The 25195-nt window shown below is 40.7% G+C and carries 14 protein-coding genes; 10 read left to right on the plus strand and 4 right to left on the minus strand.

Annotation, left to right across the window (positions count from 1 at the left end):
• The first annotated feature begins 107 nt into the window (after nt 1-107).
• Nucleotides 108-4073: a CHAT domain-containing protein gene (locus VB836_RS05540; RefSeq protein ID WP_323218385.1), complete on the plus strand. Its 3966-nt coding sequence runs from the start codon at nt 108-110 to the stop codon at nt 4071-4073.
• A 333-nt stretch (nt 4074-4406) separates the two neighbouring features.
• On the plus strand, nt 4407-14519 hold the full coding sequence (locus tag VB836_RS05545; protein ID WP_323218387.1) for a DUF4347 domain-containing protein: 10113 nt from the start codon (nt 4407-4409) through the stop codon (nt 14517-14519).
• A gap of 118 nt (nt 14520-14637) precedes the next feature.
• On the opposite strand, the gene aroA is transcribed toward VB836_RS05545, so the two are convergent.
• Complete coding sequence (gene aroA, locus VB836_RS05550) at nt 14638-15984, minus strand: 3-phosphoshikimate 1-carboxyvinyltransferase (protein ID WP_323218388.1); 1347 nt, start codon at nt 15982-15984, stop codon at nt 14638-14640.
• Nucleotides 15985-16080: 96 nt separating this feature from the next.
• Between aroA and VB836_RS05555 the strand changes: the two genes are divergently transcribed.
• Nucleotides 16081-16569: a hypothetical protein gene (locus VB836_RS05555; RefSeq protein WP_323218389.1), complete on the plus strand. Its 489-nt coding sequence runs from the start codon at nt 16081-16083 to the stop codon at nt 16567-16569.
• 99 nt (nt 16570-16668) lie between these two features.
• Here VB836_RS05555 and VB836_RS05560 read toward each other — a convergent pair whose 3' ends face one another.
• Complete coding sequence (locus tag VB836_RS05560; RefSeq protein ID WP_323218390.1) at nt 16669-17169, minus strand: hypothetical protein; 501 nt, start codon at nt 17167-17169, stop codon at nt 16669-16671.
• A gap of 89 nt (nt 17170-17258) precedes the next feature.
• Here VB836_RS05560 and VB836_RS05565 point away from each other — a divergent pair, with 89 nt between their 5' ends.
• On the plus strand, nt 17259-18095 hold the full coding sequence (locus VB836_RS05565) for a hypothetical protein (protein WP_323218391.1): 837 nt from the start codon (nt 17259-17261) through the stop codon (nt 18093-18095).
• Nucleotides 18096-18113: 18 nt separating this feature from the next.
• Nucleotides 18114-18941, plus strand: a complete 828-nt coding sequence (locus tag VB836_RS05570; RefSeq protein ID WP_323218392.1) for a beta/alpha barrel domain-containing protein — start codon at nt 18114-18116, stop codon at nt 18939-18941.
• Nucleotides 18942-19043: 102 nt separating this feature from the next.
• Here the strand turns inward: VB836_RS05570 and VB836_RS05575 are convergent, their stop codons facing one another.
• Nucleotides 19044-19478, minus strand: coding sequence for a Spy/CpxP family protein refolding chaperone (locus VB836_RS05575; protein ID WP_323218393.1), 435 nt, complete (start codon nt 19476-19478; stop codon nt 19044-19046).
• 231 nt (nt 19479-19709) lie between these two features.
• Between VB836_RS05575 and VB836_RS05580 the strand changes: the two genes are divergently transcribed.
• The 3 genes from VB836_RS05580 to VB836_RS05590 all read left to right on the plus strand — a co-directional run bounded on the left by VB836_RS05580 (nt 19710) and on the right by VB836_RS05590 (nt 22556).
• Entirely contained in the window at nt 19710-21110 is a 1401-nt protein-coding gene (locus tag VB836_RS05580; protein WP_323218394.1) for a sensor histidine kinase, read from the plus strand.
• Entirely contained in the window at nt 21088-21747 is a 660-nt protein-coding gene (locus VB836_RS05585; RefSeq protein WP_323218395.1) for a response regulator transcription factor, read from the plus strand. Before VB836_RS05580 ends, VB836_RS05585 begins: the two co-directional genes overlap by 23 nt.
• A 389-nt stretch (nt 21748-22136) precedes the next feature.
• Complete coding sequence (locus VB836_RS05590) at nt 22137-22556, plus strand: hypothetical protein (protein WP_323218396.1); 420 nt, start codon at nt 22137-22139, stop codon at nt 22554-22556.
• Between the two features lie 86 nt (nt 22557-22642).
• On the opposite strand, the gene VB836_RS05595 is transcribed toward VB836_RS05590, so the two are convergent.
• Entirely contained in the window at nt 22643-23317 is a 675-nt protein-coding gene (locus VB836_RS05595) for a ComF family protein (protein WP_323218397.1), read from the minus strand.
• A 137-nt stretch (nt 23318-23454) separates the two neighbouring features.
• Here VB836_RS05595 and VB836_RS05600 point away from each other — a divergent pair, with 137 nt between their 5' ends.
• Together VB836_RS05600 and VB836_RS05605 are read left to right on the plus strand one after the other, a co-directional pair.
• A complete protein-coding gene (locus VB836_RS05600; RefSeq protein ID WP_323218398.1) occupies nt 23455-24375 on the plus strand; it encodes an NAD(+) kinase in 921 nt (306 codons plus the stop codon).
• Nucleotides 24376-24575: 200 nt separating this feature from the next.
• The gene (locus VB836_RS05605; RefSeq protein WP_323218399.1) at nt 24576-25151 is read left to right on the plus strand and encodes a TetR/AcrR family transcriptional regulator; all 576 of its coding nucleotides are present in this window, start codon (nt 24576-24578) and stop codon (nt 25149-25151) included.
• Nucleotides 25152-25195 lie beyond the last annotated feature (44 nt).

The raw sequence follows: 25195 nt of genomic DNA on the forward strand, positions 1-25195 counted from the left end.
GTGAAAATCCGCTATCTTGACAAGGGATAGATAGAATGGAGAAGGGATGAGGATTCGTCAGGGGAGTGTAGGGTAATGAAACATCTATCAACCAGGAGGTGTACCCCATGAAAGCGAGTTCAAATCGCTTGAGTTTACTGTTGATAGCTTTGAGTCTCCAGAGCGTTAACCTCTCTACCGCCTACGCCCAAACCCGTACAATTACGCCCGCCCCAGATGGAACCGGAACTGTTATCAACAGCCAGGGAAATCGTTTTGATATTAATGGCGGTTCTGTGAGTCGAGATGGTCAAAATCTGTTCCATAGTTTCGAGCAGTTTAATTTATCTGAAGGACAAATTGCTAATTTTTTATCAAATCCTAATATTCGCAACATCTTAGGACGAGTAGTTGGGGGAGATGCTTCGTTTATTAATGGCTTAATTGAAGTTACAGGTGGCAATTCTAACCTGTTTTTGATGAATCCTGCGGGTATTATTTTCGGTGCAAATGCGAGTTTAAATATTCCCGCTTCTTTTACCGCAACGACGGCTAACGGGATTGGATTTGGTGCGAATACTTGGTTTGATGTTAGCTCAAATTCGGATTGGTCAAATTTAGTCGGAACTCCCAACAGTTTTCGCTTCGATACTCAAAATCCCGGTTCTATTATTAATCTCGGTGAACTCGCTGTTTCTTCAGAACAACAGTTAACTCTTGTTGCTGGAACGATTATTAGTACAGGAACTCTCGCCGCCCCAGAAGGAACAGTTTCAGTGCAAACGGTTCCCGGTGAAAATGTGGTGCGAATTGTTCAAACCGGACATTTATTAAATCTTGAAGTTGCAGCACTTCCTGCTAACTCTGTTAGCAATCAACCCAGTATTACTCCTCTGTCTTTACCTGAACTTCTGACAGGTGGAGATGCAACAACCGCCAACGAAATTATCGTTAATTCTAATGGTGAAATTGTGTTAACTTCAGGTCAAATTGTTGAATCTGGGGATATTGCAGTTACGCCTCAACAGAATTTAGATCCTAATAATTTAGCCGTTACAGGTGAAACTGTTACTCTAAAAGCAGCTAATACTCTCACCATTGCTGAACGTTCGTTACAAACGACAGGTGACTTAAATTTACTGGCTGGAAATACGGTGCGAGTTCGCGATAGTTTGACTCATCCTTTCTCGGCGATTGCAGGTGGAAATCTAACCGTTATAGGTTTGCAAAATATTGATATTCTCGCCCTCGATTCGATTAATATTTTAGGTTCTGCACCCTTTCAAGCGGCAGGAAATCTGACTTTAGTGAGTGATGGTATTATTTCAGGCGATAGTCACTTCAACGCAGGCGGAAATTTTAACATTCTCAATTCTATAGGTACAGGCGGAACGTTTATAAGCTTGTACGACCCGATTATTTATTCTGATGGAGATGTTGTCTTTGGTAGCTACGAAGGCGCCTCTTTAAAAGTAGAAGCAACCGGAGCGATTATTGGGGGTGATATTAATATTACAACGGCTGATATTAACCTTGCGAATTCGGCTGACCCGGAAGCGAATATTCTCAGTAGTAGTCCAGCATTAATATTACGTTCAGGAGTACAAAATCTCGGGAATTCTGCCAATATAAACTCGAATACTTCCGTTGAAGGCACATTTTTCTTGCAAAGACCCGCATCAGGAAATAATAATCTGACTGTGGGTAATGTAACGACCGCAGGTGGGCCGGTTATTCTAAACTCTACAGGTCGAATTGTTGTCGATCAAATTAATACCCAAGGGGGAGAAGTTAATCTCCAAGCTATTGATAATATTATTATCGCTCGAAATATCAATTCATCTGGCGGAAATATTGAGATTATTACCGATGATTTGTTGCGCGTGGGTACATTAATTGATCCGAATAATAATACCCCGAGTATTTCTTCTGCAAATGGTCAAATAGACGGTTCAATTACGATTGAACATGGGGGTGGTGAAACGCCTTTTATTATTGGAGATGCGACAACTAATGGTACTGCGAGAAGCATCACGAGTCGTTCAGCACAAATTACACCTCAGTTTGAAGTTCCTCGCACAACAGACGGGATTTTTCGACAAGGAAATATCACAATTCGTACAACTCCATTTCCTGTAGAAGAACCTCCTACTGAACCCCCACCCACTGAACCGCCTCCCGTTGAACCAGAGGAACCGATAACTGAAAATCCGCCTCCCGTTGAACCTCCAGAGGAACCTTCATTACCGACAAATCCCGGTAATAATCCTCCAATTGATGTTCCTAGAGAAGAAAATCCAAATAATCCTAATAATCCGGGGAATGAAACTCCTGAAGTTCCTAATAATCCCGGGAATGAAACTCCTGAAGTTCCTAATAATCCCGGAAATGAAACTCCTGAAGTTCCTAATAATCCGGGGAATGAAACTCCTGAAGTTCCTAATAATCCGGGGAATGAAACTCCTGAAGTTCCTAATAATCCGGGGAATCCTCCTGTCGTAAATCCACCGAATAATAATCCACCGCCGGAAGTTCCTTCAACTCCAGAAACAAGGATTTTAACTCCAGAACAACAGGAGAATGTTACGACAGTGATTGAAGCAGAATTAGTTGAACGGAAAAACAGCTTTAGTTCGCCAGTAGAGGAACTGCAAAATGGAAGTATTTCTCTAAGGAATTCTGGGTTAGATGTCAGTCTTCTAGAAGATAATAGCAGTGCAACAACGGTTCAACAGAATGCAGATGGTACGATTGGGTTACTTCGATATAACTCAGTGATAACCGATCCAAATACGGCTTCTGAGTTTAATCCTCAAGAGGCGATTCAACTCGCTCGTGCGGAGTTAACTGAGAGTTTTGATAGCAATAATATTGAGCAAGCTGTATCCCAAATCGATCAAGTTTATAGCTGGGAGTATCTCAACTATTTGGGTAAAAATATTGAGGATGTTGAAGGTCAAGTTTCGCTTCGGGAGATTCAAGACAAGCTCAGTGAAATGGATAAAAAGTATGGCACAAAAGCAGCAATGATTTATGTTTTGGCTCAGTCAAATGAGTTGATTCTGATGGCAATTTCAGCAAAAGGAGATGCAATCCAAAAAAAAATTGAAAATGTTAATCGTCAGGAATTAATAGAAGTTTCCAATCAATTTCGTCTGGAAATTACCGATGCTCGAAAACGGTATACTAGCAGCTATAAGCCTCTATCTCAACAGCTTTATCAATGGTTAGTGTCACCTTTAGAAGAGGCTATAGACTCTCAAAAGATTGATACCTTGTTGTTTGTTATGGATCGGGGATTACGCAGTTTACCCTTAGCAGCTTTGCATGATGGGGAACAGTTTTTGATTGAAAAATACAACTTTAGTCTGATTCCCAGTTTCAGTTTAATGGATATTCGCGATAATCCTCTCAATGAGCCGCGAGTTTTAGCAATGGGAGCTTCTAAATTTACGGAACAACCGCCTTTACCTGCGGTTCCACTGGAAGTCAGATCAATCACTAAAGAGCTAGGAGGAGAATACTTTATCAATGAAGACTTTACTATCAATAACTTTAGAACACAACGAATTAATCACCCCTATAATATCATTCACTTAGCAACTCATAGCGAATTTAATCCGGGTGATTCAAAAAATTCATACATCCAATTTTGGGATCAAAAACTCACCTTAAATAACTTAAAACAATTGGGTTGGAAGTGGGATAATCCCCCGGCTGAACTGTTGGTTTTAAGTGCTTGTAGAACGGCTATAGGAGATGAGAGTGCGGAATTAGGATTTGCCGGATTAGCTGTACAAGCTGGGGTTCCTTCGGCGTTAGCGAGTTTATGGTATGTTTCCGATCAGGGAACGTTAGGATTAATGATTGAATTTTACAATCAATTACGAAACAAACCGATACTTTCTCAAGCCTTTCGTGATGCTCAAATTGCGATGTTAAGAGGTGAAATCACGATTGAGTCTGGTTATTTATTAAGTTCAACATTCATCGGAGAAATTCAGCTTCCCACTGAACTTATAAGCCAAGGAAATACTGTTTTTACTCATCCCTATTATTGGGCAGGTTTTACTTTAATTGGAAGTCCTTGGTAATCTGTATTTTTGAAATCAAGTTCACTCACTTTACACCCATGTTGAAATTGACAAAATTATATGAAATCGAAAAAAGAATGCTACAGATCATTAATCCCCCTAAATCCCCCTTAGAAAAGGGGACTTTCTTTATTATTCTCCTCATATTCCCTCATATTCCCCCCCACCCTTTTTAAGGGGGGATCAAGGGGGGATTGATCGGGGCGGGAGGGGGAATAAAAGGGACAAAGAAGGATGGAGAACCTCGAAACATCTGTAGCAAATATTTAAGTATTTCATATTTCTATCAGGGACATCGATAAACAATACAATAAATTATCAAAAAAGGTCAAAATGAAAGTGATCTCTAGTCAAACATTGTTAGTGAAAGATTCATTGAGTATCAAACAGATATCTCAAGGAATGTTAGTCGTATTCGCCGCCGATTTGTTTGATATTGCTAGATTAATTTCAGGGGTTCGTCGGGGTGCAAAAGTTTTAACACTTCATCCGAACCGAGATGCAATTGAACAAATTACAAGCGCTATTAAAACCGCAATTGATCCGGTTAAAAGCCTACATCTGGTTACGCACGCTTCAGCCAATATTTTACACTTTGGAAATCTTAATTTAAGTTTAGAGAATCTAGATCAATATCGGGCTTTACTCCAACAGTGGAACGTTTCAGAAATTCTGCTGTATGGTTGTAATCTGGCTCAAAAAAGTACAGATTTTATCCAATATTTACATCAACTCACGGGAGCAAATATTGCCGCTTCTAGTACCCCAGTCGGTTGTAAAAATAAAGGCGGAAACTGGGAACTTGATATTAAAATCGGAAATATTATCTCAAATATTGCTTTTGTTGAGGACGTTCAAAAAAACTATCAAAGCCTTTTTACAATTGAACGAGTTTCAGTCAATTCGCAAGGTGAACAAGCTGCTCCCGATCCACAGAATTCGGGTTCTCAAGATGGTACAATTTCCCCAGATAGCCGATTTGTTGCCTTTGAATCTAATGCAAATAATCTAGTTTCTGATGATAACAACGGCGTTTCAGATGTCTTTCTTCGCGATCGCCAAACAGGAATTACCACTCGCGTTTCTGTTAATAGTTTTGGACAAGAAGGAAACGATAAATCGGGAGCATTTTCTGATGCGATTTTACCCGCTCTCACCCCAGATGGAAGGTTTGTAGCGTTTGAATCTAAAGCCAATAATCTCGCGCTTGGAGATAATAACGCTGAAGAATGGGATATTTTTGTTCGCGATCGCGATGCCGATGGAAACGGCATTTTTGACGAAGAAAATGATACGACAACCCGAGTTTCTATTAATACAAATGGAGTCAGTGGAAACGGTTCCTCGCGAAATCCCGTTATCACCCCCAATGGACGGTTTGTAGCCTTTGAATCGCGGGCGGATAACCTGGTTGCCAGAGACAACAATCAAGGGGCATGGGATATTTTTGTTCATGATCGCGACCCCGATGGGAATGGAATTTTCGACGAGGGAAATGGTCGCACCGTCCGAATGTCGGTGAATGGGATTGGTATACAGGGAAATGATGACTCCTTTGACCCTTCTATTTCTAGTGATGGGCGGTTTATGGTGTTTGAGTCCAACGCCAACAACTTGGTTGCAGGCGATACAAACGGGGTTCGAGATCTTTTTCTTCATGATCGCGATCCTGATGGAAATGGGATTTTTGATCAAGGTAATAGTATTATCACTCGTATTTCATTAGGAATTAATGGAGTTGAAGCGAATAATGCTTCTTTTGAGCCGATATTTTCGGGTAATAATCGCTTTATTGCCTTTGAGTCTTTAGCCAGCAATTTAGTAGAAGGAGATAATAATAACGCTTTAGATATCTTTGTTTATGATCGTCAAACCGGAGTAACAACTCGCGTTTCTCAAGACTCAAATGGTATGGGTGGAAATCAAGCTTCCTCTCAACCGAGTCTATCAGATGATGGTCGATTTGTTGGTTTTAGTTCTCGTTCTTCTAACTTTGTTATCGGTGATAATAACGGCGTTGAAGATATTTTTGTTCATGATCGTGATCCTGATGGGGATGGAATTTTTGATCAAGGCAATGGTCTGATTACCAGAGTTTCTATTAGTGATACAGGTAACGAAGGAAATGCAAATTCGTTTCAAGCGGTGGTTTCGGGTGATGGAAATTTCGTTGTATTTGAATCCTTTGCGGATAATTTAGTGCCAGGAGATACGAACGGCGTTTCAGATGTTTTTATCTCAACAATTGATCCAGCGATTACCATTTTACCCGGAATCAATCCGATTGAAGACGGACAAACGAATGGTATTTTTGAAATCAGTATCAATCAACCTGTTCCCCCTGAAGGATTAACGATTAATTTTAATATTGCTGGAGATGCAACAAATAACCTTGATTATAGCTTTGCGGCGGGAAATAATATCACGAATCTCACAGCCAATAGTTTGACAATTGCAGCAGGGGCGACAACAGCAACCTTAGAAGTTATTCCCGTTTTTGATAATATTAGTGAAACTGATGAAAGGATAGAAGTCAGTTTACAACCGGGAAATGGATATGCGTTAACGACTTTAAATACTGCTAGTTTAATTATCGGCGATCGCTCGTTAATTGTCACCAATACCAATGATTCTGGGGTCGGTTCATTGCGACAGGTAATTACCACTGCTAATCAAGTTGCGGGAACTCATATTATTACCTTTAATATTCCCCAAACTGACCCCGGTTTTAATCCCAATACTGGAACTTTTAGCATTCGACCTGTTTCTCCTCTTCCAAGTGTTACTGATGCGGCGATTTTAGATGCAACTTCTCAGCCTGGATATACAAATACGCCGTTAATTGAAATCGATGGAAGTAATATTTCTGATTTAGTCAGTGGTTTAACGATTACCGCCGGAAATAGTACAGTTAAAGGATTTGTAATTAATCGTTTTGCTGAAGGAATTCGTTTGATTACTGCTGGAAATAATACCATTCAAGGGAACTATATTGGGACTGATGTTACCGGAAATATTGATCTCGGAAATACAGTAGATGGAATTTTTTTGGGTGGGGGAACTAGCGGCAATTTGATTGGGGGAACGACACCACAAACTCGTAATTTGATATCGGGAAATGGTCGAAATGGAGTTCAAATGGATACTTCTGGGGATAATATTATTCAAGGAAATTTCATCGGAACCAACATTTCAGGAACCGCCGATTTAGGAAATAGTGGGGCGGGAATTGGGATATTTCAAGAGGAGAATAATCAAGTTGGTGGAACCGTTTCTGGGGCGGGTAATTTAATCTCAGGAAATGATACCAACGGAATTGAACTCAATGGTGTTGCAGCAATTAATAATCTGATTCAAGGAAATTGGATAGGGACTACTTCTAATGGAAATACACCGTTAGGAAATAGTCAAAGTGGTATTCTTGTCTTTAACAATGCGAAGAATAATACCATTGGAGGCGTCGCAGAAGCGGGAAATATTATCGCTTTTAATAACGCAGATGGTGTTACCGTTGAGTCAGGAGAAGGAAATGCAATTCTCAGCAATTCTATCTTTGATAATGGCTTAAGTATTGCGGATATTGGGATTGACCTTAATAATGACGGAACCAGTATTAATGATTTTGGAGATGCGGATACTGGGGCGAATACGCTACAAAATTATCCTGACCTATTAACGGCGACTTTAGAAGAAGAAAGTATTCAAATACAAGGAATTCTTGACAGTACGCCCGGTTCTACCTTTACGATACAATTTTTTGCCAATGAATTACTCGGAGCAAGCGATCGCCAAGGACGAACTTTTTTAGGAGAAACTCAAGCAACCAGCAATATTCCGTTTACCGTTAGCTTCGATGTTGAACTTCTAGCAGACCAACGTTCAATTACTGCTACTGCGACCGATATTAATAATAATACCTCAGAATTTTCAACACCGATCACCGCTAATACTGCCCCTATTTTAGACTTAGATGAAGACGATAGTAGCGGAATGACTGGAAACAACTACAGTACCCGCTTTACCGAAGGACGAAACCCTGTCGCGGTGGCGGATACTGATGTTGAAATTGAGGATGCAGATAGCGAAAATTTAGCCTCTGCAACAGTTATTTTAACCAATCCTTTAAATGGACAAGCAGAGAGTTTAGCAGTTAATGAAGAACTACTTCCTGCTGGAATTAGGGCGACTGCTTATAATTCTGTCAGTGGACAATTACAACTGTTAGGAACCGCATCTCTAGTAGACTATCAAACCGCGATTTATCAGATTGTTTATAACAATAGCATACTCAATCCTGATTTAAGCGATCGCATTATTAATATTAGCGTTAATGATGGCACTTCTAACAGTAATATTGCAGAAACAACCATTAGTTTAGTGGGAACGGTTCAAGTTAGCATTGCAGCGAATACTTCCCCAACAGAAGGCGAAATCGGAAGCTTTGCTATTACCCTTGATGAACCCGTTAACCAGCCTTTAATTGTTGAGTTTGATCGCAATGGAAGTCTTGCAACAGACATAGATGATTATATCTTAGAAGCGGGAACGGGAATTACAAGTATCACGCCGAATACTTTTACAATAGAAGCCGGAGTCACCACCGCAACCTTAAATGTTGTTACGGTTAATGATGATATTTTTGACCCCGAAGAAACGGTTCAACTTAATCTCGTAGAAGGTTCTAATTATCTCCTCACCGACAACAATACAGATGTTTTAAGCATTACGGATAATGATAGGGTTGGAATTAGTTTAACCCCTCCCCTTGAAGCCATTACCTCAGAAGACGAAGATAGCATTAATTATCAATTCGTTCTTTTTTCCCAACCCACCGCAGACGTTATTATTAACTTAGAAAATACTAACCCCAGCGAAGGAAGCCTTTCAGCAGAGACAATAACCTTTACTCCCGAAAATTGGAATACTCCTCAAACGGTTACGGTTAACGGAGTTGATGATAATATTGTGGATGGGGATGTTAACTATATTATTACCCCAACAGTTAGCAGTCTGGATGATAATTACAACAATTTTCAGTTAGAAGATATTACCCTAACAAACCGGGATAATGATGTTGTTGGAATAACTTTAACTCCTCCCGTTGAAGCCATTACCTCAGAAGACGAAGATAGCATTAATTATCAATTCGTTCTTTTTTCCCAACCCATCGCAGACGTTATTATTAACTTAGAAAATACTAACCCCGACGAAGGAAGTCTTTCTACTGAAACCATCACCTTTACTTCAGAAAATTGGAACATTCCTCAAACGGTTACGGTTACGGGAGTTGATGATAATATTGTTGATGGAGATATTGACTATAATATTGTTACAACAGTTAATAGTGAGGATGATAATTACAACAATTTTCAGTTAGAAGATATTACCCTAACTAACGAAGATAATGATGTTATTGGAATTGAAAGAATATTCCCTCCTCAACTGATCACGACAGAAAATGGAGATAGTATTGACTTTGAATTAGTTCTGTTTTCTCAACCGATAGCAGATGTTCTTGTTAATCTTAATAGTAGTAATTCCAACGAAGGAGTTGTTTCTCCAGAAACGATAACCTTTACTCCCGAAAATTGGAATATTCCCCAAACTTTTACGGTGACAGGAGTCGATGATAATATTGTTGATGGAGATCTTGAATATACTGTTACCTCAAACGTTATTAGTCAGGATAGTAATTATAATGGGTTTCAGTTAGCAGATATTACCCTAACCAACCTTGATAATGATGTTGTTGGAATTACTTTAATCCCTCCCGTTGAAGCGATTACTACAGAAGACGGAGATAGCGTTAACTATGAATTCATTCTCAACTCTCAACCGACAGCAGACGTTATTATTAACTTAGAAAATACCAACCCCGACGAAGGAAGTCTTTCTGCTGAAACGTTAATCTTTACTCCCGAAAATTGGAATAACTCCCAAATTTTTACAGTCACCGGAGTTGATGATGATATCGTTGACGGGAATATTAACTACAGTATTACCCCAACAGTTAGTAGTAATGATTTAACTTACAACAACTTTAATTTACCCGATATCAACCTCACGAACCTCGATAATGATCAAGTCGGAATTGTTGTTACCCCAATTAATGGACTCACAACAACGGAAGCAGGAGATATCGCAACTTTTGAAATTTTTCTGACTTCCCAACCGACAGCAGAAGTTAGTTTTAACCTCAATAGTAGTAACCCCAACGAAGGAAGTCTTTCCATTTCAGAGGTAATCTTTACTCCCGAAAATTGGAATATTTCCCAAATTGTCATTGTTACCGGAGTTGATGATGATATCGCCGATGGGGATTTATCTTATTCTATTATTACGGATACTGCTGTTAGTAATGACCCCAATTATAACAACATTAACCCCGAAGATGTTAACCTCGTTAACGCAGATAATGAAACACCCGGAATTACCATTACTCCCGTGAATGGTTTGCTGACGACAGAAGCAGGAGGAAGCGATAGTTTTGAAATTTTTCTCAATACTGAACCCGTTGATGATATCACCATTAGAATTAGTAGTAGCGATATTACAGAAGGAATTGTTTCTACAAACGCGGTAACATTTACACCCGATAACTGGAATATTCCGCAGATGGTGATGGTGACGGGTGTTGATGATAATATTGATGATGATGATATTCTTTACACTATCATTACCACACCGGATATCACAACAACTGACCCCAACTACAACCGGTTAAACCCAGCAGATATTAGTGTTACGAATACTGATAATGATACAGCAGAAATTGTTGTGACTCCGACGAGTGGACTGGTCACCAGTGAAGCGGGAGGAAGCGCGACTTTTGATGTTTTTCTCACCTCTGAACCCACCGCTAATGTAATTCTCAACCTCATCAGTAGCAACACCGCAGAAGGAATTCTGTCTAGAGAAAGGTTAACTTTTACGCCGCAAAATTGGCAACTTACACAAAGAGTAACGGTTACAGGTGTTGATGATTTGATCGCTGATGGTGACATTAATTATAGCATTATTACAGCCAATGCGATTAGTTCCGATGGGAAATATAACGGTTTCAATCCCGAAGATATTGCAGTCGTTAATACGGATAATGAAACGCCGGGAATTAGCATCAGTCCGACGAGTGGACTGGTAACAAGTGAAGCAGGAGAAACCGCAACTTTTCAAGTCGTACTGAATACTCAACCCATTGATAATGTTACCCTAAACTTAATCAGTGATAACTCACTAGAAGGTGTTGTTTTTCCGCCGAGTTTAACCTTTACTCCCGACAATTGGTTAACCCCTCAAATTGTCACAGTTACAGGTGTTGATGATTCTCTCGTTGACGGGGATATTGAGTACCGAATTATCACCGAATCTGCGATTAGTAATGATCCCAATTATAACAACCGCAACCCGGAAAATATCACAGTAACTAACCTGGATAATGATCTTCCCATTGTTGATTTATCAGTTGATTTAACGACAGGAGAAGAAGCAAATACAACTGCAATTACTGTTACCGTTACCGCTTCAGCGAATGTAGACGGGGAACAAACGGTTAATCTGGATGTTTCGGGAATTGGAATTACCTCTAACGATTACACCTTATCTAATTTTCAGCTTACGATTCCTGATGGAAATAATAATGCTAGTGTGACGTTTCAAGTCTTAGATGATATTGTCTTTGAAGGGAATGAAACGGCGACATTAACCTTATCTAATCCTTCAGAGGGAATTCTATTAGGTACAGCAACGGCTAATATTACAATTATCGATAATGATATACCCCCAACTGTAGAATTTTCGCAAACGGATTATCAAATCAATGAAGATGGAACGATTGTTGGTGCTGAAATTACCATTAATCGTACCGGAGATATTTCTCAAGTTTCAACGGTAGACGTTGAATTAACGGAGGGAACCGCAACCACCGGAGAATATTTTGATGAGAATTTGATTTCGGTTCGATTTGCTGCAAATCAAAGAACTGCTACAGTTGATATACCGATTATTGATGATGATTTAGTTGAAGAGGATGAAACCTTTTTCCTTGAGTTGGTTAATCCCAGTGTGGGAACTGAAATCGGAACTCAAAATACGGCTACTGTTGAAATTATTGATAATGAAGTGGCGAGAATTGATATTTCTCAAACCGAATTATCGGTTACAGAGTCAGGAATTACCGATAGCTACAGTTTGGTTTTAACAACCATTCCCACTGAACCTGTTACCATTCGATTTCAAACCGATAACCAAATTGAACCGATTACAACAATTACCTTCGATGAAACCAACTGGAGTATTCCTCAAACGATAGAAATTCTAGCCATTGATGATAATTTAGTCGAAGAGAGAACCCATAACAGTTTAATTACTCATGTTGTGACTAGCGAGGATCAAAATTATAACGGATTTATCCTGGATGATGTCAATATTGAAATTGCAGAAAATGATATTGTTGATGTTTCTATCGCACCCACAAATTTAACGGTTTCTGAAGAGGGGGAGACGGATAGTTACTCTCTGGTTTTAACGCGACAACCTGAACTTCCTGTAACTATTCAGTTTGAAACCAATGAACAAATTAATCCGATTAATCCCATTACCTTTAATTCTAATAACTGGAATATTCCCCAAACTGTAACCGTTGAAGCGATAGATGATTTAATCCCAGAAGGAGATGAAACAATCGCGATTTCCCATGAAATTGTCAGCGAAGATGAAAATTATAGAGACTTACAAGTTCGTACCGTTAATGTAGAAGTTCTCGATAATGATGTCGATGCAGAGATTTTTGTAATTAATACTCGTAATCTAACTTTAACCGAAGGAGAAGCAACCGCGAGTTATGAAATTGTTTTGAGTTCACCTCCCGTACTTCCAGTTACGATAGAGTTTAACACAAGCGATCGCCTGAATTCAATCCTCGCAATTGAATTTGATGAAACCAACTGGAATATTCCCCAAATTGTTACTGTTGTCACGACGGATGATAATATTGTTCAGGGAGATACGACAGAAATCATTCGCCATACAGTTAGGAGTTCAGATCGAAATTTTGACGGTTTAGAGGTTGCTAATGTTAATGTAAATTTGTCGGATAATGATGTTGCGGAAGTCTTAATTACTCAAACTTCAAACCGCACAGAAGTCAGCGAAGATGGCTTAACCGATACCTACCGAGTGGTTCTCAACAGCCAACCGACAGCCGATGTTACTGTTACCATTACTCCTGATAGTCAAGTTGATTTAGGAAGGGGTGCGGAAACTGAAAGAAACCTAATTTTTACGCCACAAAATTGGAATGAACCGCAAACTGTTACCGTCGCAGCGATTGATGATGATGATGTCGAAGCTGATATTCACACCAGTACAATTAATCATGCGATTTCTAGTAATGACTCCAATTATAATCGTAATACTCCGATCAGAATTGATGGGAGAATACAGGAAAATCTCACTGTTGATATTATCGAAAATGACGAACCCTTACCCCCTGGAGAACCAGGAATTTCACTGATTCAACCTGTGCGTCGAACTGATGTAATTGAAGGGTTTGGAAATGATGTTTATAAGATAGTCCTCAATAGTGAACCCACAGCCAATGTTGAGATTAATATTAACCATAATTCTCAACTTCAAACGGACAAACAAACCCTCACCTTTACTCCGTTTAACTGGAATATTTCGCAAACCCTAACGGTGACTGCGGTTGATGATAGCCTTGTGGAAGGTTCACACATTGGAACCATTTCTCATACCGTAAATAGCGAGGATTCCCGCTATGATAACTTAGGAATTGATCAACTTTCAGTCAATATCAGCGACAATGATAATATCGGACAACAACAGACTTTTTCCGAACCTGTGGTTATCAGTTTAAGTGAATTAGATGATACAGGGGTTGGTTCTGATTTTGATGATATTTTATTTGGAAATCAAGGAAATGATCGCTTGTCTGGAGAAGGGGGTTTTGATTTAGTTTATGGACAAAGTGGTGCGGATGCGTTAAGCGGAGAAGTAGGAGATGATGTTTTGTTTGGTGGACAAGGCGATGATAAAATGCAAGGAGATGCCGGAAATGATATTATTTATGGAGACAGAGGTAGCGATCGCTTGTGGGGTGGAGAGGGAAATGATCAACTGTTTGGCGACTTTGGAAATGATCGCTTAATGGGAGATTTAGGCGCTGATACCCTAACAGGTGGCTTAGGAAATGATGCGTTTGTCATTGGGTTCGGAACGGGTGGAAATACAGTTGAAACGGCGGATGTTATTGTTGATTTTACTGATACTCAAGATGTGATTGAGTTGATTAGTCCCTTAACGTTTCAACAGTTAAATATTACCTCAAGTTCAACCGGAACGGTGATTCAAGTTCAGTCAACAGGAGAATTTTTAGCGGTGTTACTGGGAGTTAATCCCAGTCAGATCAGTGAACAAGATTTTGTTTAACATCTTTAAATAGAGGAGACTCAACACAAAGACACAAAGACACAAAGATTTTCTCTAAAGTGTTCTCTGTGTCTTTGTGGTTTTTCGGCTAATCTTTAACCCACAATTTTTTAAGAATTTAACCGCAAATTTGTTGTAAAGTTGTGGTAAACTTAGGATAGGAAATAGAAGCAGCTTCGGCTCGACCAATGGTGGTTTTTCCACTGGCTTTTAACGCCGCGATCGCTAAACTCATCGCAATCCGATGATCGGTATAACTATCAACTTCCGCCCCGGTTAAAGCCGTTCCGCCGACAATTTCCATCCCATCGGGTAACTCGGTAATTTTCGCCCCCATGCGGTTTAATTCGGTAGCCATCACAGTAATGCGATCGCTTTCTTTGACTCGCAATTCTTCCGCATCTCGAATAATGGTTGTTCCTTGTGCAGAAGTTGCCGCAACTGCTAAAATTGGAATCTCATCAATTAAACGAGGAATTAACGAGCCTTCTAGAGTACAAGCTTTCAATGGGCTGTATTTTACTCGTAAATCAGCCACAGGTTCTCCGGCGACTTCCCGTTGATTTTCCGGTTGAATATCCGCCCCCATCATCGCCAAAGCGTCTAAAATTCCGGTACGAGTTGGGTTCACGCCCACATTTTCCACCAACAACTCCGAACCGGGGACAATCGCCCCAGCAACCAGCCAAAACGCGGCTGAACTAATGTCCCCCGGAACCACAACGGGTTGACCCTGTAAGGTTGCTGGCCCTGTTACCGTGACGCTATGGGTCTGGGGATCAACTTTCACCGTCGCCCCAAACGCCCGTAACATCCGTTCACTGTGATCCCGAGATAACGCAGGTTCCGTCACCGTTGTTTCCCCTTCCGCCATCAACCCCGCCAGCAAAATACAGGATTTGACTTGTGCGGAGGCAATTGGCGAATTATAATGAATCGGGTTCAGGCGTTGACCTTGAATGGCTAAAGGCGCAAAAGAACCGCCCTGACGCCCCCAAATCATCGCCCCCATTTGTTGTAACGGTTTAACGACTCGATCCATCGGACGCCGGACTAAAGAATGATCTCCGGTAACAGTAAAAAAGCGATCCCGATGAGAGGCAAGAATTCCTAACATTAACCTCAAGGTTGTTCCCGAATTTCCGGCATCTAAAATCTCAGTCGGTTCATGGAGTTGACCTAAGCCAATTCCTTGTACTTCAACCCGTTGTTCATTTAACTCGGAAACTTGCGCTCCCAACAGAGAAAAACAACTCGCGGTACTACGCGGATCAGCGCCTAAAAGCAACCCTTCAATGGTTGTGGTTCCTGTCGCCAAAGCCCCCAACATTAACGCCCTATGGGAGATTGATTTATCTCCAGGTATACGGATAGAACCCTGTAAAGATAAACCCGATGTTGGCGGCTCAATTGTGAGAGTCTGTTGACTTTCTGAAGTTTTGGTTTCAATAATCCCAGTTAGCATAGGATAAGAATAGGATGGATTTCCCTAGTCATCCTACCGCTTTCCTTGTACTAAATGACAACTAAGACTGGGGATTTACGGTTAATCATAAAGCATATGCTAACACATTCTCGCAAACCTGTAAGTCTTTCTGTCGTTTCAGTGGACTTACCCGTGCGATCGCTCGTGGAAACAGCAGCAACCCTCTATCAAAGAGATCACGAACAATTTCATTTGCTGTTACATGAACCCGAAATTTTTGACTGGGAACCTGATACCATTAACCCTGAACCCAAGCCCACAACGCCCCAAAAACCCCGGTTGTTGTGGCTAGAAGTTTCCCCCTATCGAGCCGTTATGACCATGCAGGGAAATAGCAAATATAGCTATCGTCATTTGTGGCAAAAAGGGATGTATGGGATTAGTCGTTATTATTTACAAACGGACTCGGAAACCGTTCCGAGTCAATTTAGACTGCGTAATTTTACTCGCAACTTAGAATTAATTGGTTCTCCCTTACCCGAATCTCTGCGACTAGAATACGAACTTTGGTCAGAAAAATTACAACTCGGTCGTTATGTTTTGAGTCTAGAAATTCATCATTAAAAAAGGCAAGAGGCAAGAGTTTTGTAGGGGCGGGTTCATTACAGTTTACAGTTTAAACCTGCCCCTATAATATATCAGCATTCTAAACCGGGTTAACTGTTACTTTGATGAGTTGGGTTCTTCGGGTTTTAGAGACTCAGGCGGACAATATTTAGTCATCTCCGCCATCAGTTTATCGGCTTTTTGACTAATCGGATTTGTTCGTTGACTGATTTGATTGACCTTCTCGATTGCTTTGGCTAATTCTGCACGACCTTCGAGGTTAATCGGTGTTTTTTCTCCCGCTTCTAATGCTTGACCCATTTCGTTAAGAACCACCGCAAATTCACGAAAGACTTCTGTAAAACCTAAGCGAATTTTCTTCAGTTTACCTTTAGTTAAATAAAGTTTCTGCATCTGATCCGCAACAAGATTCAGTTCTTGTGCTAATCTAAGGGTTGTTGCGCTGTTATCTTGGTTATTCGGAACAGCGATCGCCAAGTTTCCTTGGTCTACAACCTCCATCAGCTTACGACATTGATCCTGGCGATTTCCCGCACAACCTACGATCACGACAGCAACTGTCAAGAACGTCACCACTCGTCTAACATTAAAATCCATTGAAGCTCCTCACACAACCAAAGTAGAGAGTTAATCGCTAAGAACCCCCAAATTACCGCTTGAGTTCTGCATCGCAAGTATGGCAAATTATGAGCAGTTCAGCAAGTATCACCCAAAAGAAAACCATGTCTCAAAATACACCCGAACCGAAAAAGGACGATAGCGGATATGTTGCCTTTGGGATTGCAATTGCGCTAGGATTCCTCGTAATGAAAGATACGATCCCGCTTTTGTTGCTGTTGGCTGGTGGAATCGCTGCGTGGCGAATCTGGAAACGTTATCACAAAAAACAGCAGGAGCAATTAACGCATCTCGATCAGGTTTTTTATCGCTTAATTCGGCAAAATGACGGTTGGATTACTCCCCTCGATTTAGCGATGAATGCTAAACTTCCGGCTGAGAATGTACGAGAATATTTAGACAAACGAGCCACTGAATTTTCCGCTCAGTTTGAAGTCACCGAACAAGGCGGAATTCTCTATTACTTCTCAACCGCTAAATCTTGGCTCCTGAGTTCAGAGGATGATCAAATAGAGTGCTTACAAAAACACGAGGAAAACTCAACCCTTCCCCCTTCTCAACCGCCTGAACCCCCTCAATCTGAATCGGCTAAAAAGAATGAAGTGGCGTTATTTCCGGTTCCCCCTGCTTCAACTAAACTCCCCCTCGAAATTCCCAACTCTCTGAATCAATTAGAACTCGCCAAACGGTTAAACGTTCATCCCAGTACCTTGAGTAAATGGAAAACAAAACCGCAGTTTATAGACTGGATTCGTCAAAAAGATCCTGATCACATCACTTGGAAATATTCTGAAAAAACCAAACGATTTGATCGGGTTTTCCAGTCAAATACTTCATCCAAAGACCATCCATTTTTGAGTACAAATAAACTTGAAAATAATCTTAAAAAACGTCAAGCTAATTAATATTAATAATCAAAAATAATGATTGATAATCCTTCGATTTTAATTTTTGATACCACCCTGCGAGACGGAGAACTAACTCCAGGCGTTCACTTTACTCGAGAGAATAAAGTGAAAATCGCTCAACAACTTGAGGAAATGGGAGTTGATACAATAGAAGTGGGATATCCGGGACGATATCCAAAAGATATTGATGATATTATTGCGGTTTCTCAGGTTATTAAAAACTCGACAATTTGTGCGTTAGCAGGTTCTCAAGAAGCCGAAATTCAGCAAGCCGCAAAAGCCTTAGAAAAAGCTGATAAAAGCTGTATTAATATTTATACCCTAGTTAATCTCAATTCATCTTCAAAAAACGTTGATAAAAACTCAGTCTTATCAACCATTCATCAACAGATTTCACAAGCAAAAAACTCTTGTTCTCAAGTTCAATGGACGGCGTTTGATGCAACGCGCAGTGAGATTAATTTTTTGGGCGAAGCGGTTCAAATGGCTATCGAAAGCGGTGCTAAAATCATCAGCATTCCTGATAGTTTAGGTGTGGCTGAACCCGAAGATTTTTATCACTTACTTCAAAATTTGTATCAAAATATCCCCCAACTCCAACAAGTAACGGTTTCCGTTCACTGTCACGATGACTTCGGAAAAGCCGTAGAAAATTCTCTCCTGGGGCTAGACTTAGGCGTGCGTCAAATCGAATGCGCGGTTAACGGTTTGGGAGCCAGAAAAGGAAATGCCAACTTAGGGGAAATTATAGATAAAATAAAATATCATCAATCCTATTATACCTCAATAAACTCTCATTTTATCCCAAAAATTTCTGAATTCATTTCTCAATTAATTCAATAAGGGCGCAAAACTTTTGCACCCAAAAATTGGCTAACTGTCGAAAAGTTTACACACTACGAAGGATTGTTGAGGATCATTGAGGATGGTGATAGGATTGTATTTCTATTGTTGTGCTTGACGTCCTCCCCGACCTCCTCGACCTTGCCAGTTTCGTTCCGGCTTCAATTCTGCTAATTTCGCTCGTTGTTCCGGCGTTAAAACCTCACGAATTTCTAACATCGCTTCAAAACGTTGATTTCCCATTTGTTGATGTAACTGTTGAATTTGTTGGTGTTGTTGACGCAATTGTTCCGCACTGGCGTTACTAGCTTGAAGCGATCGCATTTGTTCCATAGCCGCCTGCATTTGTTGACGCAAACCTTCTGAAGACGCTTTACGCTGTTCTTGAATACTATCAATTTGTTGTTGTTGTTCCGCAGAAAGATTAAGCTGTTCAAACATCCGACCCATGCGATCGCCCGGTTCAGCCAAAGCATTCCCCGCAAACGGTAAAAATAAAGCTACAGTCGTCGCACAAAGCAAATTCCGAATCTTCATAAAACCAACCTCTAAATTGTAGTGAATTCACGCTTGGTTCGTGATATTCTTATCCTATAACTCAACCCGCAGCGATCGCCTGGATCAAAGTTACTAAATCTTTCTGAGTCTCAAGTATTATCCGAGCTGTGACTTTGGTACTACTCCACCCCAATAATAGAAGTATTTTGATCGATGTCTCTCGAAAAAACTCACTCTATACTAATGAGTAACCCTTAGATTATTGCAGCTATGCAATGGTTTCGCAAACACAATCATCCCTTTCGTTTACTCCTTTACCTGGAATGGATTTTACTCGCCATTGCGGTACTGACAGCCTTTAGTCCCTTTCCGCCACCTCCTAGCGCAAAATTCTCCCGCTACCCTCACGAACATCGCCCGCCCCTTGAACGTCAATTTAACCCAGATCGAAATTTTAACCCCAATTATCGCCCCCCCAGACGTGATTTTCCTCGCCGTAATCGCCGAAAAAAACCCTTATTTCCCCTCGGTTTTTTCGCGAGTATTGCAGCTTTAGGATTAATTGGGTTGAGATTACCTTTAAATCAACGTTCATCAACGATTAAAGGACTCTATACTGCTTTAGGGTTTGGACTCAGTTGGTTAGCGGTATTCTGTGGAAGTCCGGGTGCGAGTTTTCTATCTGCATTATTGCTGGTTGTTGTGATTCGGGCTTGTGTTTTGTTTCCTTGGCGGGGTCGAGTTGTTGTTGCTTTTTTTGCGTATCTGTTTTTTCTGGTGTTAATGTTTTTGCGAGTTCGTCCCGTTGGAATTCCGCTCATTAACAACAGCCTATCGACTGCTTCGGAAAACCCCATTCCTGAATCTTGGCGCTGGGTTGTCTTTAGTTTAACATTAAATTCTGCTTTATTGTTTGGATTTGTATTAATTTTTGTGGTGTTATTAGTGGGAACATTATTATCTGAAAAACAAAGTCGTCAAGAACTTGCTCAAGCCAACCAACGCTTAAGAGAATACGCAATCTTAGCAGAAGATCGCGCTATTTTACAAGAACGTAACCGCATTGCACGAGAAATTCACGACTCCGTTGGACACAACCTAACCGCCCAAAGTATTCAACTCGAAAATGCCCAAATGTGGCTTCAAACTGACCCAGAAAAAGCAGAAGAACATCTAGACAAAGCCCGAAAACTCGGTCGAAATGCCCTTCAAGAAGTGCGTCAATCTGTCGCCAAATTGCGATCGCATCCATTAAAAGGTCAATCTTTAGAAACAGCTTTATCTAAACTCCTCCAACAATTTCAACAAACCACTCAAATTCAGTTAACATCCGATATTTATTTAATTCACGCTGCGGCGACAGATGTAGAAATCACCCTATATCGAGTCATCCAAGAAGCCTTAACAAATATCTCTAAACATAGTCAAGCGACCAAAGTTGAGTTATCATTGATAGAACATCCTTTGAGAATCGAACTCACCATAGAAGATAATGGTTTCGGGTTTTATCCTGAAGAAAATACAACGGGTTTTGGTTTAGAAGGAATGCGGGAACGGGTGACAGCTTTAGGAGGTTTATTTAAACTCAATAGTCAGCCAGGTCAAGGATGTAAAATAGACGTAAACATTCCCCAATTAAGAGACAATCATGATCCGAATTCTGTTAGTTGATGATCAAGGGATTATCCGCGAAGGTTTATCGAGTCTCCTGCAAGCTAAACCCGATTTAGAAGTCGTTGGAGAAGCAGAAAACGGTCAAATCGCCGTAGAATTAGCCTTAAAACTTCAGCCCGATATCGTGTTAATGGATGTGCGAATGCCTGTGATGGATGGAGTAGCCGCAACCCGAGCGCTGTCTCAACAACTCCCCCAAACAAAGGTGTTAGTTTTAACGACATTTGATGATGATGAATATATCACAAAAGCGATGCAAAATGGAGCAAAAGGCTATTTACTCAAAGATACTCCCTCCGAAGAACTCGCTCAAGCCATTCGTGCCGTTTATAAAGGGTATACCCAGTTTGGCCCTGGATTATTTGAAAAAATTATTGCTACAAATACAGGCAATTTTTCCCACACCTCCCCAACAGTTACCCCAGCCGAATTCAAACTTTTAACACCCAGAGAATTAGAAGTCTTACAATTAATTAGTCGAGGATATAGTAACCGAGAAATCGCTCAAACCCTTTATATTACCGAACGAACCGTGAAAAATCATGTTTCGAGTATTTTAAGCCGTTTAAATTTACGCGATCGCACCCAAGTCGCGTTACTCGCCGCAACACTTGATCCCCATTACTTTCAATAGATTTTACTGGATCGTTAATGATGAGTTACAACGGTTTTTCAGTCAATTGAGGTTGCTCACTGTTCTTGCTCTGTTATTTCTGATGTTAATACTTGTAACAAATATGAGAACATTTTGATCAAGTTTTCTTAGAATTAGAGTATCTCTTTATGATTTTGGAACAATCTGATAAATCAATCTTATCATTTTTCCCGAAAAGCCTCTCTATCAATCTTACATCGCAAACATTTAAGTATTTCCGATGAGCAGATTTCTTAAATTTGGCTCATATAACTATGGGATAGTGGTTTAAACTAAAACTCAATGCCATAATAGCTATTACCCCTCATCTAGAAGTCACATCCTGTTGAGGGGAGCATCTTTTTTTAGTATCATCAGGGAAACGACTTATGAAATTACAGAACGTTCAAGAATTAGCAAAACTCAACTTATCAGAGATAGCCGTTAAAACTCCAGATTGTTTAGCACATTCTACCCCCAATGTGCAACTAGAAGAGATCAATTCAGGCTTACCTCTACGAAATTATCCCGCTCACTTAAGAATCGTACAAGTTCAAAACATTGGAGAACAAATCAAAGTTTCTTTGATTAATGACAAAAACACAACCGAAAAAGCAGCCATTCGCCACATCTACGAAGCGAATTTTGATTGGAAGACCTGGCTGCAAAAAAGTCAAGAAAAAGCCAAAATTTCCCGACACCCTCTCATCGGATATCACTGTATTGATTATGTCACTCAACGAGAAAGCTATCTCGGAAAATCTTGGGAAGAAGCCTGTCAGCAACTGAGCCAAATCGCCCTCGACTAAACCCTTTTAAAAAAGATACAAAGCACAAAGAATAGCTCTTTGTGTCTTTGTGTCTTGGTGGTCTTTCTATTCTCCCGCTCCGGTGATTATTGCTCAGATATAGATTTCGTCGTGGCGATCGCCACAACCCCAGCAACCGCTATTTTATGTTCCCTAAATGCTGCAATTGCAGCTTTAACCGTTGCACCAGTGGTATAAATATCATCTACAATTAAAATAGAATGAGTCTGAGTCTGGCGTCGTAAATCTTTTCCCAAACAAAAGGCATCTTTTAAATTCTCTTGCCTTTGTTGAGCCGACAGTCCGAACTGAGCTTGTGTATCGCGTACCCGTTCTAAACCTTGGGACTTCAACGGTAAACCTGTCACCTGACAAAAACTACGGGCGAGAAGTTCAGCTTGATTAAATCCCCGTTTTTTTTGCTTTTCAGGAAACATCGGAATAGGAACCACTAGCAAGGGTTTATTTTGTACAGTGGGAGTCTTTAACCAAGCATCAGCCAACCAATAACCCAACGGTTGAGCAATTTCCGGATGATTGTTATATTTTAGAGTCACAATCGCCTGTTTCAACATCCCTTTGTACTGTCCCCAAATCAATACAGGAACGTCTCCCAAAAATTGACTTCCTCGAGAAAATTGACAACGCAAAATTTGTTTTTGACAATAGAGACACAGTTGCTTTTCCGCAGGGCGATCGCACAAAGGACAATCTGGCTTGAAAAAGAGATTGAGGATCGTTTTGATGAAATTTGCCATCATCGGTTCAACCAAAATATCAGGGTTGTAAAAATAGACCTTCAGAGTTAAGATCAACTCGTTTATAGAAGTGTCAAATAGGCTACTGATAGAGGATACCGGATAAGATCAGGATTAAAAAGAATCATAGAGGAAAGACGGTGGAAATTAAACAGGTGATCATCGCCCACAAAGCTAGAGATCCATTAAGTAAACAATGGGCTGAACAATTTGCAACCCATTTTGAGAAGCGAGGCTGTCGGGTATTGATGGGGCCGAGTGGCCCTCAAGATAATCCTTATCCGGTATTTTTAGCATCCGTGAGTCATCCGATAGACCTAGCCGTGGTTTTAGGTGGAGATGGCACCGCCTTAGCAGCAGCCCGTCATTTAGCCCCGGAAGGTATTCCCATTTTAGCGGCAAATGTCGGCGGACATTTAGGATTTTTAACCGAGTCTTTTGAGGATGTTCGCAATACCGATCAAGTCGTTGATCGGATGTTTGAAGATCGCTACGCCATGCAACAACGAATGATGGTTCAGGCAGCCGTATTTGAAGGTAATCGTACTAATCTTACCCCCGTTAGCGATCGCTATCTTGCCCTGAATGAAATGTGTATTAAACCTGCTTCCCCCTATCGAATGCCCACTTCTATTTTAGAGATGGAAGTCGATGGTGAAGTCGTCGATCAGTATCAAGGTGATGGTTTAATTGTCTCTACACCTACGGGTTCCACCTGTTACAACGCTTCGGCAAATGGCCCGATTATGCACCCTGGAATGGAAGCCATCACCGTCGCCCCCATTTGTCCATTAAGTTTATCGAGTCGTCCCATTGTTTTACCTTCGGGATCAGTAGTCAGTGTGTGGCCTTTAGCTGACCCAGAACATGAAACCAAACTCTGGACAGATGGAGTATTAGCCACTTCCGTCAGACCCGGACAACGGGTAGATGTACGAATGGCAAATTGTCAAACTCGGTTTATTATTCTGCGAGAAAACTACTCGTTTTACCAAACATTACAGGAAAAATTGCAGTGGGCAGGTGCAAGAATTCGTTATATTAACGACCATCGTAATTAACCGTTAAATCCTGTTAACTAACTTGGGTTCCCAAAAACTCCTCAATGTTGGGATGATGATCATACTGTTGGCGATCGCCGCTCATCAACAGGCCGAGTCCGGTCAAGCTGTGGGGAAAGTGGTCGTTACTTGGTAAATTCTGCTGAACCTGCAAAAAATCCCTCTTGACAATTATCTACCAACCAGTAGATAATGATAGCATGAAAGGAAAAACCGCTCAACAAATCTTAGACGTTGCTCAAGATCTCGTGCAGAAGCGAGGCTACAATGCCTTTAGTTACGCCGATATTTCCGAGCAAGTGGGAATTCGCAAAGCCAGCATTCATTATCATTTTCCCTCGAAAGATGATTTGGTTCGAGAACTGGTGAAATATTACCGAGAACGCTTTCGGAGGATACGCCAGCAAATCGAACAAAAAAATGATTCCCCCGAACAACAATTGATGCAGTTTGCTCTCCTGTATCGAGACAGTTTACAACAGGATCAGTTATGTTTGTGTGGAATGTTAACGGCTGACTGGGCGGTTTTACCGGAAACAGTTCGAGATGAGATTAAAGGCTTTTTCTCGGATAATCAAACTTGGTTAGCAGGGGTGTTAAAAAAAGGCTGTCAGGCGGGTGTTTTACGGTGTCAATCCTCCGATGAAGCCGAAGCTAAACGCATTCTCGCAACCTGTCAAGGCGCACAGCTTTTTTCTCGTCTAGCGGATGACAAAATTTCGGCGTTTGATCAGATGATTCAACCGCTTTTTACAGAATTACTGTGCAAGTCTTAATTTTTTAAACATATAACTACCTACTAATAGGTTTTTAACATTTT

The sequence above is a fragment of the Limnoraphis robusta BA-68 BA1 genome (genome assembly GCF_034932365.1).
GTDB classification, from domain to species: domain Bacteria; phylum Cyanobacteriota; class Cyanobacteriia; order Cyanobacteriales; family Microcoleaceae; genus Capilliphycus; species Capilliphycus robustus.